12 protein-coding genes and 1 riboswitch are annotated in these 15,029 nt (G+C 74.3%); of the genes, 10 read left to right on the plus strand and 2 right to left on the minus strand.

Translation table 11 applies throughout. The annotated features are described in order from the left end of the window. Nucleotides 1-12: 12 nt before the first annotated feature. A complete protein-coding gene (locus tag AB0883_RS29890) occupies nucleotides 13-543 on the minus strand; it encodes an SRPBCC family protein (RefSeq protein ID WP_366644621.1) in 531 nt (176 codons plus the stop codon). A 269-nt stretch (nucleotides 544-812) separates the two neighbouring features. Between AB0883_RS29890 and AB0883_RS29895 the strand changes: the two genes are divergently transcribed. The 9 genes from AB0883_RS29895 (at nucleotide 813) to AB0883_RS29935 (ending at nucleotide 10,725) form a co-directional block, all read left to right on the plus strand. Then, nucleotides 813-2,138 carry an FAD-dependent oxidoreductase gene (locus AB0883_RS29895; protein ID WP_366644622.1) on the plus strand — a complete coding sequence of 442 codons (1,326 nt, stop codon included), beginning with the start codon at nucleotides 813-815 and terminating at the stop codon, nucleotides 2,136-2,138. 204 nt (nucleotides 2,139-2,342) lie between these two features. Beyond that, nucleotides 2,343-3,050 (plus strand): GntR family transcriptional regulator, encoded by a 708-nt coding sequence (locus AB0883_RS29900; protein ID WP_366644623.1) that lies wholly within the window; start codon nucleotides 2,343-2,345, stop codon nucleotides 3,048-3,050. Nucleotides 3,051-3,207: 157 nt separating this feature from the next. After that, complete coding sequence (locus AB0883_RS29905) at nucleotides 3,208-4,101, plus strand: dihydrodipicolinate synthase family protein (RefSeq protein ID WP_366644624.1); 894 nt, start codon at nucleotides 3,208-3,210, stop codon at nucleotides 4,099-4,101. After that, on the plus strand, nucleotides 4,101-5,102 hold the full coding sequence (locus tag AB0883_RS29910; protein WP_366644625.1) for a proline racemase family protein: 1,002 nt from the start codon (nucleotides 4,101-4,103) through the stop codon (nucleotides 5,100-5,102). The genes AB0883_RS29905 and AB0883_RS29910 overlap by 1 nt, the downstream gene beginning before the upstream one ends. Further along, the gene (locus tag AB0883_RS29915; RefSeq protein ID WP_366644626.1) at nucleotides 5,099-6,505 is read left to right on the plus strand and encodes an aldehyde dehydrogenase family protein; all 1,407 of its coding nucleotides are present in this window, start codon (nucleotides 5,099-5,101) and stop codon (nucleotides 6,503-6,505) included. Before AB0883_RS29910 ends, AB0883_RS29915 begins: the two co-directional genes overlap by 4 nt. 30 nt (nucleotides 6,506-6,535) lie before the next feature. After that, nucleotides 6,536-7,951: an aminopeptidase P family protein gene (locus tag AB0883_RS29920; protein WP_366644627.1), complete on the plus strand. Its 1,416-nt coding sequence runs from the start codon at nucleotides 6,536-6,538 to the stop codon at nucleotides 7,949-7,951. After that, entirely contained in the window at nucleotides 7,948-9,096 is a 1,149-nt protein-coding gene (locus AB0883_RS29925; protein ID WP_366644628.1) for an FAD-binding oxidoreductase, read from the plus strand. Before AB0883_RS29920 ends, AB0883_RS29925 begins: the two co-directional genes overlap by 4 nt. Continuing rightward, on the plus strand, nucleotides 9,083-9,334 hold the full coding sequence (locus tag AB0883_RS29930) for a (2Fe-2S)-binding protein (protein ID WP_366644629.1): 252 nt from the start codon (nucleotides 9,083-9,085) through the stop codon (nucleotides 9,332-9,334). The genes AB0883_RS29925 and AB0883_RS29930 overlap by 14 nt, the downstream gene beginning before the upstream one ends. After that, the gene (locus AB0883_RS29935) at nucleotides 9,331-10,725 is read left to right on the plus strand and encodes an FAD/NAD(P)-binding oxidoreductase (protein ID WP_366644630.1); all 1,395 of its coding nucleotides are present in this window, start codon (nucleotides 9,331-9,333) and stop codon (nucleotides 10,723-10,725) included. The genes AB0883_RS29930 and AB0883_RS29935 overlap by 4 nt, the downstream gene beginning before the upstream one ends. Before the next feature lie 140 nt (nucleotides 10,726-10,865). On the opposite strand, the gene AB0883_RS29940 is transcribed toward AB0883_RS29935, so the two are convergent. After that, nucleotides 10,866-13,052 (minus strand): collagenase, encoded by a 2,187-nt coding sequence (locus AB0883_RS29940; protein ID WP_366644631.1) that lies wholly within the window; start codon nucleotides 13,050-13,052, stop codon nucleotides 10,866-10,868. 607 nt (nucleotides 13,053-13,659) lie between these two features. After that, nucleotides 13,660-13,752: riboswitch (glycine riboswitch) on the plus strand. A 138-nt stretch (nucleotides 13,753-13,890) separates the two neighbouring features. Here AB0883_RS29940 and gcvT point away from each other — a divergent pair. Continuing rightward, complete coding sequence (gcvT, locus tag AB0883_RS29945; RefSeq protein ID WP_366644632.1) at nucleotides 13,891-15,018, plus strand: glycine cleavage system aminomethyltransferase GcvT; 1,128 nt, start codon at nucleotides 13,891-13,893, stop codon at nucleotides 15,016-15,018. Nucleotides 15,019-15,029 lie beyond the last annotated feature (11 nt).

The following is a 15,029-nucleotide window of genomic DNA, read 5'->3' on the forward strand; positions in this document are numbered from 1 at the left end:
CCGCCGTCGTGGTCAGCGCGGCTGCTCGGCGAGGTCCCGGATGCCCCGCAACGTGCCGGTCATGGCGTCGCGCAGGGCGTCCAGCCGGCGTGCGATGACCTGCTCCTCGTTCTCCGGGGCCCGGTCGATGACCAGGCTGAGCCCGGTGCGGGCGGGGCCGATCCGCACGGAGTGGGACAGCCGGCACCCGCCGTCCTCGGCGGTGAGGCGGTACTGCCAGGTGGCACCCGGTCGCCCGGGGTCGGTGGGGCCGCCGCCGAAGCGGTTGTCCGGGTCGAGCACGACCCAGCCGAAGACCCGCGGCGCGTCGAAGCGCACGACGTGCGAGATGGTGCGCCACTCGCCCAGCGCCGGATGGTGGTTGTGCCCCTCGAACCGGGCGCCGAGCGTCGGCCCCCGGCTGCCGTCCAACCAGCGCACCCGGCGCAGTTCCGGGCTGAACCGCGGGGGCAGCTCGATGTCCGTGACCAGCTCCCACACCCGGTCGGGATCGGCTGCCACGTGCAGGTCGCACTCGACCGTCGGGCCGTCGACATAGCGCACGGCATCCTCCTTCGTGTCCTTCACTGTCTTCCGGTCCGCGCACCGCACCCACCGTCGTCGGACGGGCGACCGTCGCACCGGACAAGGATGGCCCGTCAGGGGCCGACCGCGCAGCCCCGCACGCTCACGTGTCTCGATGCCGACGATCGGCGCGCACATCGCGACGGCCGGCGGTCGACCCGCCGAGCGCCGGCGCCGCACGCCGCCCCGCCGGCTGCCGCGATCCGGCGTCGGGGTCATGGCGGCGGCGTGAACGGGTATGCCGCCGCATGGGAACCGAGGTCGTCGTGGTCGGTGCCGGCTTCTCCGGGCTGGCCGCCGCGCTCGCGCTCGCCCGCGCCGGCGTGCGGACGCGGGTGCTCGAGGCGCGGGACCGGGTGGGCGGGCGGGTGCTCACCCGGTGGCTGGCCGACGGCACCCAGCTCGATCTCGGGGCCCAGTGGGTCGGACCCACCCAGGACCGGGTCAACGGGCTGCTCGCGCGGTACGGGATCGCCACCTTCCCGTCCGCCGCGTACGGCGCGTCGGGCGTGCTGTTCCCCGACGGCCGGCACGCCGGGGCGCCCGAGGCCGCCGCGAAGGTCCTCGACCTGCTCGACGCGTACGCCGAGCGGGTCGACCCGGCCGCGCCGTGGGCCGGGGCCGAGGCCGCCGAGTGGGACCGTACGACGCTGGCCGGCTGGCTGCGCACGGCCGCGCCGGACCCGGCCACCGCCCGGTACCTCGGGCGGCTGCTCGCGGGCGGGCTGCTGGCCGCCGGCCCGGACGAGATCTCCGTGCTCCAACTGGCGTTCTACCTGCGCTCCGGCGGCGGCAGCCGGGCGTTGCTCGCCATGGCCGGCGGGGCGCAGCAGGACCGGATCGTCGGCGGACCGCCGGTGCTGGCCGAGGCGCTGGCCGCCGCCCTCGGCCCGGACGCGGTACGGCTGTCCGCGCCCGTGCGGGCCATCGCGCAGGACCGCGCCGGCGTGGTCGTGCACACCGACACCGGCCGCGTCGAGGCGGACGCGGTGGTGGTCGCCGTGCCGCCGACGCTGGCCGGGCGCATCCGGTACGACCCGCCGCTGCCGCCCCTGCGCGACGCGCTCACCCAGCGGATGCCGATGGGCTCGGCGATCAAGGTCCACGCGATCTACCCGGAGCCGTTCTGGCGCGCCGACGGCCGCTCCGGCGTCGCGTTCTGCCTCGCCGGGCCGGTCACCGAGACGGTGGACAACAGCACCCCGGCCTCCCCGCGCGGGGTGCTCACCGCGTTCAGCTACGGCCCGGAGGCGAACGCGCTGCGACGGATGCCGCCGCAGGACCGCAGGGCGAGCCTGCTCGACGCCCTCGCCGCCGTCGCCGGACCGGCCGCCCGGCGGCCCGAGGAGTTCGTCGAGTACGACTGGTCGGCCGACGAGTGGACGCGCGGTTGCTTCTGCGGGGCGCCGACCCCCGGCTCCTGGTGCGGCTACGGGCCGGAGCTGCGCCGGCCGGTGGGGCGGGTGCACTGGGCCGGCACGGAGACCGCCACCCGATGGGCGGGCTACCTGGACGGGGCGATCGAGGCCGGCGAGCGGGCGGCGGCGGAGATCCTGGCGCAGACGGGCGGTTGACGCGGCGGGGCCGGCTGCTCGGCGGCTCAGCCGCTCGGCGGTGACGGTCGCCGTTTGCGCCGACCGGACGCCGGGCGAGGAGGTGCCCGGCCGGTGCCGTGTCGACCGGTAAGCTCCAACCTCGGCGTACGTGTGTCGACCGGTGTTCGTCGGGACGAGGGGTCACCTCACCGCCCCCGGTGAGCTGAGCAGGGTGGAGTGGTTGTGACGGCCGACTGGCAGGCGGGCGGTTCCGGCGCCGCCGGGTCAGGACTGGCGCTGGCGGCCATCCAGGGTCGGCAGAGCCTGCGCGAGGAGGTGGCGCACGCGCTGCGCGCCGCGATCGTGGCGGGCCAGATCAGGCCCGGCACCATCTATTCGGCGCCCACCCTGGCGACGCAGTTCGGGGTCTCCCCGACGCCCGTGCGCGAGGCGATCCTCGATCTGGCCAAGGAGGGCCTGATCACGATCGTCAAGAACAAGGGCTTCCGGATCCGTTCCCTGTCGGAGCGGGAACTCGACGAGATCACGCAGATCCGGGAACTGCTGGAGATCCCGGTGGTGGCCGATCAGGTGGGCCGGCTATCGGCGGAGCAGTTGCGCGAGCTCCGAGGGCTCGCGGAGGCCATCGTCAGGGCCGCGAGCCGGGGCGACGTCGTGGCGTACATCGAGGCGGACAGCGAGTTCCACCTGACCCTGCTGCGCGCGGGCGGCAACCTGCGGCTGGTGGAGACGGTGGCCGACCTGCGTAACCGCACCCGCCTGTACGGGCTCGACGCGCTGGTCAGGGACGGCCGGCTGGTCGACTCGGCGGACGAGCACGTCCAGCTCATGGAGCTGTTCGCGGCGGGGGACCGGGACGGGGTCGTGGACCTGATGCGCAGCCACCTGCGGCACGTGCGCGGGATCTGGGCCGACCGACCCGAGCGTTAGCCGGGCGCGTCACCGCGGGCCGGCGTCTGCCGGTCCGCTGCCGGCACGTCACCGCGCCGACGACGGCCGCCGCTGCCGGAAGAGGAACACCGTTCGCACCTGGTGACGTCCCCGGCAGCCGTGCTACGGTGCCATGTAACATTTTACTGGAGGTGGCGTGGAACAGATTCCGTGGCGGGGCGTCCTGGCGGCCACCGCCCTGCCGTTCGACCCCCGTGACCTGAGTGTCGACCTCGGCGCCTACGCGGCGCACGTCGGGTGGCTCGCCGAGAACGGTTGCCGCGGGGTCGTCCCGAACGGCTCGCTGGGGGAGTACCAGGTCCTCAGCGCCGGGGAACGCGAGGCCGTCGTGCGGACCGCGGTGCAGGCGGCCCCGGCCGGCTTCTCGGTGGTCCCCGGCGTGTCGGCGTACGGCGCGGACGAGGCGCGACGCTGGGCGGACCAGGCGGCCGAGGCGGGCTGCCAGGCGGTGATGCTGCTGCCGCCCACCGCCTACCGCGCCGACGACGCGGCCGTGCTGGCCCACTACCGGGAGGTGGCCAAGGCAGGCCTGCCTATCGTCGCCTACAACAATCCGCTCGACACCCGCGTCGACCTCACGCCGGCACTGCTGCGGCGGCTCTTCGACGAGGGCCTCGTGGTCGCGGTCAAGGAGTTCAGCGGCGACGTCCGCCGCGCGTACGAGATCGCCGAACTCGCTCCCGGCCTCGACCTGCTGGCCGGCGCCGACGACGTCGCCCTCGAACTGCTGATGGCCGGCGCGGTCGGCTGGATCGGCGGCTACCAGAACGCCATCCCGGACAGTTGCGCCCGTCTCTACCAGGCCGCCGTCGCCGGGGACCTGGCGACCGCCGTGCCGCTGTACCGGACGCTGCACCCGCTGCTGCGCTGGGACTCCCGGTCGGAGTTCGTCCAGGCGATCAAGCTCTCCATGGACGTGGCCGGCCGGCCGGGCGGACCCACCCGCCAGCCGCGCCAGCCCCTGCCGCCTGCGGTCGTCACCGAGATCCGGGAGACCACCGAGCGGCTGCTGGCGGCGGGTCACCGCTGATGCGCACCAACCGCGTCATCCACGTGGTCGACTCGCACACGGAGGGAATGCCCACCCGGGTGGTCACCGGCGGAGTCCCGGTGATCCCCGGCGCCACCATGGCGCAGCGCCGGGAACACCTGATGGCCCATCTCGATCACCTGCGCACCTTCCTGATGTACGAGCCCCGGGGCCACTCGGCCATGTCCGGGGCGATCCTGCAACCCCCGACCCGGCCGGACGCCGACTTCGGCGTGATCTACATCGAGGTGTCCGGCTGCCTGCCCATGTGCGGCCACGGCACCATCGGCGTGGCCACCGTGCTGGTCGAGACCGGGATGGTCGAGGTCACCGAGCCGGTGACCACCGTACGACTGGACACGCCCGCCGGACTGGTGGTGGCGTCGGTCGCGGTGGCCGCCGGCCGCGCCACCGCCGTCACGATCCGCAACGTCCCGTCCTTCGCCGCCGCGCTGGACGCCGTGGTGGACGTTCCCGGCCTGGGACGGGTCCGCTACGACCTGGCCTACGGCGGGAACTTCTACGCGGTGGTGGACCTCGCGGAGTTGGGGCTCGGCCTCGACCGCGTCCACAGACAGCCGCTGCTGGAGGCCGGACTGGCCATCATGGCGGCGGTCGACGCCACCGACCGGCCGGTGCATCCGGAGCAGCCGGAGATCTCCGGCTGCCGCCACGTGTACCTGGCCGACGAGGGCTCGGACGCCCGCCACTCCCGGCACGCCATGGTGATCCACCCGGGCTGGTTCGACCGGTCGCCCTGCGGCACCGGCACGTCGGCGCGGATGGCGCAGCTGCACGCCCGGGGCCTGCTCCCGTTCGACCGGGACTTCGTCAACGAGTCCCTGCTCGGCACCCGGTTCGTCGGGCGACTGGTCGGCACCACCACCGTCGCGGGTCGCCCGGCGGTGGTGCCGACCGTCACCGGGCGGGCCTGGCTGACCGGCACCGCCCAGTACTTCCTCGACCCTGACGACCCCTTCCCGGCGGGATTCCTGTGGTGAGTGAGCTGATTCGGAGTCGTTCTCCGCAGTGCCCGAGCGACGTGGTCGTCCAGCGGGCCGCGGCGACCCAGGAGGAGGTCCGGGCGCTGGCCGCGCGGGCGCGTACCGCACAGGCCGGGTGGTGCCGGGAAGGGCCGGCCGGCCGCGCCTCGGCCCTGCGCGCGGCGGCAGACCGGCTGCGCGACCGGGCCGACGCGGTCGCCGACCTCATCGTCCGCGAGGTCGGCAAGCCGGTGAGCGAGGCCCGCGCCGAGGTGGACCGCGGCGCGGCCATCCTGGACTACTACGCGCAGGCCTGCTATGCCGCGACCGGTGACGTGCTGGCACCCTCGCTCCCGGCGCACCAGCCCGGCCTGCTGTTCACCGAACGCCGCCCGCGCGGCGTCGCCGGGCTGGTCACGCCGTGGAACTTCCCGCTGGCCATCCCGCTGTGGAAGGCCGCACCGGCGCTCGCCACCGGCAACGCCGTGCTGCTCAAGCCCTCCCCGGACGCGCTCGCCTGCGGCGAGGCCGTCGAGGGGCTGTTCGAAGGGCTGCTGCCGGACGGGCTGCTGCACGTCGTACCGGGCGGGACGGAGACCGGGCGGGCGGTCGTCGAGGCGAGCGACGTCGTCTCGTTCACCGGTTCCGCGGCCGTCGGCGCTCAGGTCGCGGTCGCTGCCGCCCGCGCCGGACTGCCGGTGCAGGCGGAGATGGGCGGCCAGAACGCGGCCCTGGTGCTGCCCGACGCGGACCTCGGGCAGACCGCCGCGCTGCTGGCCAACGCCGCGATGGGGTACGCCGGACAGAAGTGCACCGCGACCCGGCGGATCGTGGTGGTGGGCGACGCGCGGGAGTTCACCGAGGCGCTGGTGGCCGCGGTGGCGTCGTTGCGGTTCGGCGATCCGGCCGAGGCGACCGTGGTCGCCGGCCCGGTGATCGACGCGGCGGCGCGCAGCCGGGTCCTCGACGCCGCCGAGGCCGCGCGGGCGAGCGGGGCGCGGCTGCTCACCGGCGGCACGGGCGGCCCGACCACCGCCGACGACGGCTACTACGTCGCGCCGGTGCTGATCGGCGGGCTCGACCCGGCACACCCCGTGGCCCGGGAGGAGACCTTCGGGCCGCTGGCCACGATCCTGGCCGTGCCGGACCTGGCCAGCGCCGTCGACCTGGTCAACGACGTGCGGTACGGGCTCGTCACCTCCGTGCACGGCCGGGACGTCGGAGCGCTGCTCGACGCCGCCCGGCGGGTCGACACCGGCCTGATCCGGGTCAACGCGCCGACGACCGGAGTGGACTTCCACGCGCCCTTCGGCGGCGAGAAGGCCTCCAGCTACGGCCCGCGCGAACAGGGCACCGCCGCCCTGCACTTCTACACGTCGGTTCGCACCGTCACCTTCGCGGCGCCGCCGCGACCCAACTGACCCACCCACCATCCCCCTCAAGGAGCCGCTGTGACCCGCGCCGACCTGCGTACCGGCAGCCACGACCTGCCGGTCAGCCCCGCGCTCGAGGAGTTCATGCTGTCCGGTTGGGCGGACACCGAGCAGTACGACCTGCCGGTCGACGAGGTCGCCGGCTGGGCCGCGACCCGGCGCGCGCGACTGCACGACCTGTTCGCCGGCCAGCGCCTGGTGGTCCCGGCCGGAGGCTACAAACAGCGCTCCAACGACCAGAACTTCCGCTTCCGGCCCCACTCGGCCTACACCTGGCTGACCGGCGACCAGTCCTCCGACGGCGTGCTGGTGATCGAACCCGACGGGGACACCACGCTGTTCCTGCGCCCACGCTCGGGGCGCAAGGACGGCGAGTTCTTCCGGGACCGGGTCTACGGCGAGCTGTGGGCCGGCCGGCGCCCCACGCTGGGGGAGAGCAGCCGGCGGCTCGCCCTGCCGACCCGCCACGTCGCCGAGCTGGCGCCGGCGCTGGCCGGGGCGCACACGCCGACCCGGGTGCTGCGCGGCGTCGACCGGAGCGTCGACGCGCTGTTCGGCGGCGGGGCCACCGCCGGCGACGCCGAGTTCGCCACGGTGCTGGACGAACTCCGCCTGCTCAAGGATCCCTGGGAGATCGCCCAGTTGGAGCAGGCGGTGGCCACCACGACCCGGGGCTTCGAAGACGTGGTGCGAGCGCTGCCGATGGCGATGCGTACGTCCGAGCGGTATCTGGAGGGGGTGTTCTGGCAGCGCGCCCGGCTGGAGGGCAACGACGTCGGCTACCAGTCCATCGTGGCCGCCGGCGCGCACGCGGCGACCCTGCACTGGAACGACAACGACGGGCCGGTCCGCGACGGTGACCTGTTGCTGCTCGACGCCGGGGCGGAGACCCGGTCGCTGTACACCGCCGACATCACCCGGGTGCTGCCGGTCTCCGGCCGGTTCAACCCCTTGCAGCGCGACCTGTACGAGCTGTGCCGGCGGGCCAACGACGCCGCGCTGGAGTGCCTGCGGCCGGGCGCGCGGTTCCGGGCGTTCCACGAGGCGGCGATGACCGTGCTGGTGCACGGGCTGGCGGATCTCGGGGTGCTGCCCTGCCCGCCGGAGCAGTCGTTGGCGGAGGACTGCGGCCTGCACCGCCGGTGGACCCTCTGCGGCTCGGGCCACATGCTCGGCCTGGACGTGCACGACTGCGCCGCCGCCCGGTCCGACACCTACCTGGACGGCAGGCTCGCGGCCGGTCACGTGCTGACCGTGGAACCGGGACTGTACTTCCAGCCGGACGACGAACTCATCCCCGCCGAGCTGCGCGGGCTGGGCATGCGCATCGAGGAGGACGTGCTGATCACCGACGACGGGTACCGCATGCTCTCCGACGACCTGCCCCGCCGCGCGGACGACGTCGAGGCGTGGATGCACCGCGTCGCTTCATGACCACCGCCAGCCCGGACGTCGTCGTCATCGGAGCGGGCATGGTCGGCGTCGCCTGCGCCTACTACGCCGCCCGCGCCGGTCTGACCGTCACCGTGATCGACCGGGGCGGGGTGGCCGCCGGCACCACCGGCGCGGGCGAGGGCAATATCCTCGTCTCCGACAAGCCGCCCGGGCCGGAGCTGGCGCTGGCCCGGCACTCCGTCGCCCTGTGGCGGGAACTCGGGGAGACCCTGGGCGCGGAACGGATCGAGCTGGAGCACAAGGGCGGCCTGGTGGTGGCCGCCTCGCCGGCCGAACACGCCGCGCTGCGGGCGTTCGCCGCGAGCCAGCGCGGGGTCGGGGTCGAGGCGTACGAGGTTGCCGCCGACGCGTTGCCCGACCACGAGCCGCACCTGGCCCGGGGCCTCGCCGGCGGCGTGCACTATCCGCAGGACGCGCAGGTGCAGCCGATGCTGGCCGCCGCCCACCTGCTGCGCGCCGCCCGGGTGCGGGTGCTGACCGGGACCACCGTCGTCGGTGTGCACCGCGACGGCGCGGGAGCGGTCCGGGGCGTGGCGACCGACCGGGGAACGCTGCACACCACGACGGTGGTCAACGCCGCCGGTGTCTGGGCCGGCGAGGTCGCCGCCCTGGCCGGCGTCCGGCTGCCGATCCTGCCCCGGCGCGGCTTCATCCTCGTCACCGAGGCGCTGCCGCCACTGGTCCGGCACAAGGTGTACGCGGCCGGCTACGTCGCCAACGTCGGCCGCAGCACCGGCGACCTGGAGGTGTCGCCGGTGGTGGAGGGCACCAGGGCGGGCACGATCCTGGTCGGCTCCACCCGGGAACGGGTGGGATTCGATCCGACCTTCCCGCTGCCGGCGCTGCGCCGGCTGGCGGCGGGAGCGGTCCGGCTCTTCCCGGTCCTCGGCCGGGTGTCGGCGATCCGCGCCTACCGGGGGTTCCGGCCCTACAGCCCCGACCACCTGCCGATGATCGGCGCCGATCCCCGGGTGCCGGGCCTCTACCACGCCGCCGGGCACGAGGGGGCCGGGATCGGTCTCGCCCCGGCCACCGGGCACGCCGTCGCGGCGCTGCTGACCGGGCGCCGCCCGGACGTGGACCTACGACCATTCGCCCCGGAGCGCCATGATGTTCACCTTTGACGGCCGTCCCGTCCCCACCGACGGGCGACGGACGATCGCCGCCGCGTTGATCGCCGCCGGCGTCCGCTCGTGGCGTCGGACCCGGGTCGGTGACCGACCCCGGGGGATCTTCTGCGGGATCGGGATCTGCTTCGACTGTCTGGTCCGCGTCAACGGGGTGTCGTCGCAGCGCGCCTGCCTGGTCGTCGCCCGCCCGGGGGACGTGGTCGAGACCCACGACGACGGGCCGCGGCCGTGACCGCGTACGACGTGGTGGTGATCGGCGCCGGACCGGCCGGGCTGGCAGCGGCGGCCTCGGCGGCGCGGGCCGGCTGTCGGGTGGCGGTGCTGGACGCCGGGCCACGGCCGGGCGGGCAGTTCTGGCGGCACCGGCCCGACGCGGACGGCAGCGGCCACCCCGACTGGTCGACGTTCGCCCGGCTGCGCGAGCAACTCGGCCGGGTCGACCACCGCGCCGACGCCGCCGTCTGGTTCGTCGAGTCCCGCCGGGCCACGGCGGGCTGCGCCGATCCGGAGTTCACCGTGCAGACCCGATCGGGGGCGGTGCACGGGCGCCGGCTGGTCGTCGCCACCGGCGCCCACGACCGGGTCGTGCCGTTCCCGGGCTGGGACCTGCCCGGGGTGGTGACCGCCGGCGGCGCCCAGGCCCTGCTCAAGGGCCAGGGGGTGACCTTCGCGCGGCGGATCGTGGTGGCGGGGACGGGACCGTTCCTGCTGCCGGTCGCGACCGGCCTCGCCGAGGCGGGCGGCACCGTCGTCGGCGTCTACGAGGCGAACGACCCGGCGGGGTACGCCCGTCACCTCCGCGCGGTCGCCGGCGCGGCCGGCAAGCTCGCCGAGGCCGGCCGGTACGGCTGGCGGATGCTCCGGCACACGGTGCCCTACCACCGCCGGACGGCGGTGGTGGCCGCGCACGGCACCGACCACGTGACCGGGGTGACCGTCGCCCCGGTCGGTCCCGGTGGCACCGTGTCGGTCGGCACCGGCACCGAGGTGGAGTGCGACGGCCTCGCGGTGGGCTTCGGATTCACCCCGCAGGTGGAGTTGGCCGTGGCCCTGGGCTGCGCGACCCGGCTGGACTCCGACGGCAGCCTGGTGCTGGCCGTCGACGCGGCCCAGACGACCTCGGTGCCGGGGGTGTACGCCGCCGGTGAGGTCACCGGCGTCGGCGGCGCCGCCCTGGCGCTGCTGGAGGGACAGCTGGCCGGGGGCGCCGCCGCGCGCTCTCTCGGCCGTCCGCCGCCCTGGTCGGCCCGCCGGCACGACCGCCTGCTGCGTGCCCGGCGTCGGCTGCGCCGGTTCGCGGCGGCGCTGCACGCGGTCCATCCCGTGCCGGCCGGCTGGCCGGACTGGTGCGCCGACGACACGCTCGTCTGCCGGTGCGAGGAGGTGCCCGTCGGAGCGGTCCGGCGGGCGGTGCGGGAGCTGTCCGCCACCGACGCCCGTGGCGCGAAGCTGCTGACCCGGGCCGGGATGGGCTGGTGCCAGGGGCGGGTCTGCGGCTACGCCACCGCCTGCCTGGCGGCGCGGGAGGCGGGCCGGACGGCCGGCGCGGCCGACCTGGCCGGGTACGCGTCCCGTCCGCTGGCGCAGCCGGTCACGCTCGGCGAACTCGCCGCCGAGGAGTGAGAGTCACGCGGCGTCGCCGGTCACGTGGTGACCGGCGACGCTTCCTCGGAGCCGGGCCGGGCCCGGCCGGTCGCGCGACCTGCGGGTGTGGCCGCCGCGCTAGCGCTGGCGGCCACACCCGCCCGGCGTGGCGCGGGTCCTCAGTACTCCGACCGCACGGCGACCCCGCTGAACGCCTGCTTGGCGTGCAGGCTCACGTAGTGGTAGCCGGGGGCCGGGTTGTTGATCGTGATCGTCTCACCGTTGCCGCTGGTGACCGACCGCTGGGTGTACGAGCTCGTGGTGGCCCAGCCGCTGGGGCTGTAGTACAGGTCCGCGTCGCCGGTGCCGCCGGACGAGGTGATCGTCAGGCTGGCGGTGCCGGCCGGCACCTGGAGGTAGAGGTAGTGCAGGTTCCCGGCGGTGGCCTGGAGGTTGCTCCGCTGACAGTTGCGGCCCAGCGTCCGGACGTCGCCGCCGGTGCACTCGGGCAGCGCGGCCGGTTCGCCGGTGACGGTGACGCTCCGGGAGGTCCTGGCGGTGGCGCCCTTGTCGTCGGTGACGGTGAGCGTGACCGTGTACGTGCCGGCGGCGCGGTAGGTCTTCGTGGGGTTGGTCGCCGTCGAGGTGGTGCCGTCGCCGAAGGTCCAGGACCGGGCGGCGATGCTGCCGTCGCCGTCGGTGGACTGGTCGGTGAAGGTGGCGCTCAGGCCGGTGGTGCTGGACGTGAACGCCGCGACCGGGGCCTGGTTCGCGGGCGGGTTGGTGGCGCCGCCGCAGTTGCCGGCCGAGCAGGCGTCCAGCCAGGCGTACCAGTCGGCGTCGTAGCGGCTGCCGATGGTGCCGGTCAACAGCGTGCGGGCGGCGTTCCAGTTGCCCGTACGGTAGTGCCCGAGCAGCGTGGTGACGTCGCCGCGGTGCGACTGGAGCATGTACCGCACCGCCAGATAGCCCCACCGGTAGACGCGGTTGGTGTCGTGGCTGTACGTGGTGTCGAAGAGCGTACGCAGTGGGTAGGTCTTCTTCCCGGCCTCGGTGATGGCGGCGCCGTAGGTCAGCTCCCGGTACGAGTACGACACGTACTCGGCGAAGCCCTCGATCCACCAGATGGTGGGGGTGGCGATGTTGTCGGTGAAGTCGCCGTACATGTTGAAGCGACCGTCAAGGTAGTGGGTGTACTCGTGGTTGAGGTTCCAGATCTCGAAGGTGGGGCGCAGCCACTCCGCCTCGTAGGCGATGAAGCGCGGCTGGTTGCCGGCGGCCGCCGGGTCGCCTTCGAGGTACATGCCGCCGTTGTTCGTGTCGATGCCGAACATCGGCCCGCCGTACGTCTGGTAGTCGGCGCTGGAGTCGTAGACCACCACCTCGATGGTCGTGTTGCGGTCGTCGGCGACCGGTCCCGTGTCCGCCGCGACGGAGTGGAAGTAGGCGTCCTGGTTGCGCATGCTCGCGCACGCCCAGTCGAGCTGGGCGGAGGTCATCTGCTGGGCGCGGACGCGGATGGTGCTGCCGCAGGTGAAGGTGACCGGCAGGATCGCCGCCGCCAGCCGCGCCTGGAGGTCGCAGGTGTCGTAGTAGGCGCAGTTCGCCTTGTCGTAGTAGTCGGTCATCTCCGCGACGCCGACCCACAGGGTGGCGGTGGAGCCGGTCATCGCGCTCAGGCCGAGCAGGCCCCGGGCCAGCGGCCGCACCTTCGAGCGCAGGGCGGTGTGCTGGAGGAAGCGGCCCAGTTCGCGGCCGGCGTTGGCGACCAGGTATCCCCGGTCGGTGCCGAGCAGGGCCCGTTTGCCGGTGGCGAAGGCGTACAGCGTGTCCAGCACGCTCGGATCGGCGGTGACGGCGCTGACGAACTCGGGCACCTGGTGGCCCCGGAACAGCACGGTGTAAACGTTGTTGACGGCGGTGAGCATCCACCACGACGAGTCGTACGAGCTGTCGTAGCCGGTCAGCAGCCGCTTCACCACGTACAGGTAGCGGGCGTTCTCCTCCGCGCTGTCGATGAGCGTGACCGCCTCGGCCAGCACCTCGCCGTTGACGTCGTTGACGTCGCCGGAGCGGCTGTTGGCGAAGAACGTGTCCAGCCCGGCGCGGATGGCGGTGCGCAGGCCGGGGCCGTACGGGCCCACGGTGGAGGGGTGGTTCCACTGCACGTAGTACCCGGCCCGCAGGTACAGCACGAGTTGGGCGGTACCCGTGCCGTTGGTGCCGTCGTAGGAGGCGGCGTTGTCCCGCAGCCCGTACGCCACGCTGGTCATCTGCGCCTCGCGGAAGGCCTGGGAGGCGTCGCTTCCGGAGAGGCTGAACAGGGTCTTCACGCAGTCGGTGGTGGACGCCCTGATCTGCTGCACCAGGGCGCTGCCGGTCCGGCTCGTGAAGTCGCCGACCGCGCAGGGCGCGGCAGCCGCCCCGCGCGTCGACGGGGCGTTGCGCCGCACCCCGCCGTCGGGCCGGTCGTAGTCGCGGCGCAGCTCCTCACGGGACGAGGGAAGCGGGGCCCGCTCGCTCAGCGGCAGCGGCGCCCGCCGGACGTGGGCGTCACCGGCGCCGGAGCCGAGGCCGGCGTCGCTCGGGGCGGCGCCGGTCGGCCTGGGCGGTGGCGCCGGAGGAGGCCATCGGGGTCAGCCCGAGCGCCAGCGCCAGTGCGAGCGGGACGGCGGGCCAGCCGCGTCGGTTTCGTGTTCTCGTGGTTCTCACGGGTCGCCTCCTGGCGTTCGTGGTCCGGCCCGCTGGCCGGCAGGTGGTGGGGGGTGTGGAGTGGCTGCGGCGTCGATTCCCGTCGATCGGGTGGGGGTCCGCGCGGTAGGTGGCCAGTACAATGGCACACATCACACATCGTGTAAAGAAATCGTTGACGATCGATACGCGTGATGATCCGACTACGCTGCGTTGCCGTTGACAGCCGCTCGACCGGTCGCCTACGGTCGGCGGGCAACCCACAATTACATAGACGCCGTTCGAACCCGCGCGGGAGAGACCCCGACCGTCCGTCGGGGCGCCGAAGGAGCAAACTCCCAAGAAACTCTCAGGCCCCGTTACCGCTCGGGTGAGGCGAACTCTGGAAAGCAGACGATCAGTCGTCTCACCCACGGTGCAAGCCGCCGACCGGCGGTGAAGCTCTCAGGTCGATGACAGAGCGGGAGGCAACCGACCGTACGACGCGACCGCGTCGGGACGAGGGAGGCCTCCGTGCATCAAGGTCCGACGACCCTGCTCCACCCACCCCTGCACGCCGTGCACGTCGAACTCGGCGCCCGGTTCACCGGCTTCGCCGGCTGGTCGATGCCGCTGCGCTACGGCAGCGAGACCGCCGAGCACCGCGCCGTACGCGAACGTGCCGGCCTCTTCGACCTCAGCCACATGGGGCAGCTCGAGGTGTCCGGGCCGCACGCCGCGGCGGCGCTGGACCACGCTCTGGTCGGGCACCTGTCGGCGGTGCCGGTCGGCGGCGCCCGGTACACCATGCTCTGCGACGAGACCGGCGGCGTGCTCGACGACCTGGTCGCCTACCGGCTCGCCGCCGACCGGTACCTGCTGGTGACCAACGCCGTCAACACCCGCACCGCGCTGGCCGCGTTGCACCTACGCTGCGCCGGACATGCGGCGACCGTCGCCGACCACACCGCCGAGCGGGCCATCATCGCCGTGCAGGGCCCACGTGCCGCCGACACGGTGCGGGCCGTGGTCGGCGCGGAGCCGACCCGACTCCGCTACTACACCGCCACCGCCGTGGACGTCGATGGACGGCCGGCGATCGTCGCCCGTACCGGATACACCGGCGAGGACGGGTTCGAGTTCTTCCTCCGGGCCCCGGACGCGGAGGACGTCTGGCGCGCGCTGCTCGCCGCCGGCGCCGGGCACGGGCTGACGCCGGCCGGGCTCGCCTGCCGGGACACGCTGCGCATCGAGGCCGGGATGCCGCTGTACGGGTGCGAGCTGCACCGGGGCGTCACCCCCTTCGAGGCGGGCCTGGGACGGGTGGTGTCCTTCACCAAGCCGGGCGACTTCGTCGGCCGGGCCGCGTTGGCCGAACGCCGGGACGCCGGGGCCGCCACCGTCCTCGTGGGACTGACCGGAACTGGGCGACGCGTGCCGAGGACCGGCCATCCGGTGGTCACGCTGGCAGACGGCGTACCGGCGCGACGCGTCGGCGTGGTCACCAGCGGCGCGCTGTCACCGGTGCTCGACCGGCCCGTCGCGATGGCTCACGTCCACGCCGACGCGATCGAGGCCCGGTCCCGGCTGGGCGTCGTCGTCCGAGGAGACACCGAGCCGGTGCGGACCAGCCCGCTGCCGTTCTACCGCCGTCCGCGCTGACGCGAACCGAC

It is taken from the genome of Micromonospora sp. NPDC047812, assembly GCF_040704175.1.
Lineage (GTDB): Bacteria > Actinomycetota > Actinomycetes > Mycobacteriales > Micromonosporaceae > Micromonospora.

What these genes read in the sequence shown, in the direction of transcription:
- AB0883_RS29925 (WP_366644628.1), top strand. Translation starts at nt 7,948, where the DNA reads ATGACCACCGCCAGCCCGGACGTCGTCGTCATCGGAGCGGGCATGGTC.
- AB0883_RS29895 (WP_366644622.1), top strand. Translation starts at nt 813, where the DNA reads ATGGGAACCGAGGTCGTCGTGGTCGGTGCCGGCTTCTCCGGGCTGGCC.
- AB0883_RS29930 (WP_366644629.1), top strand. Translation starts at nt 9,083, where the DNA reads ATGTTCACCTTTGACGGCCGTCCCGTCCCCACCGACGGGCGACGGACG.
- AB0883_RS29910 (WP_366644625.1), top strand. Translation starts at nt 4,101, where the DNA reads ATGCGCACCAACCGCGTCATCCACGTGGTCGACTCGCACACGGAGGGA.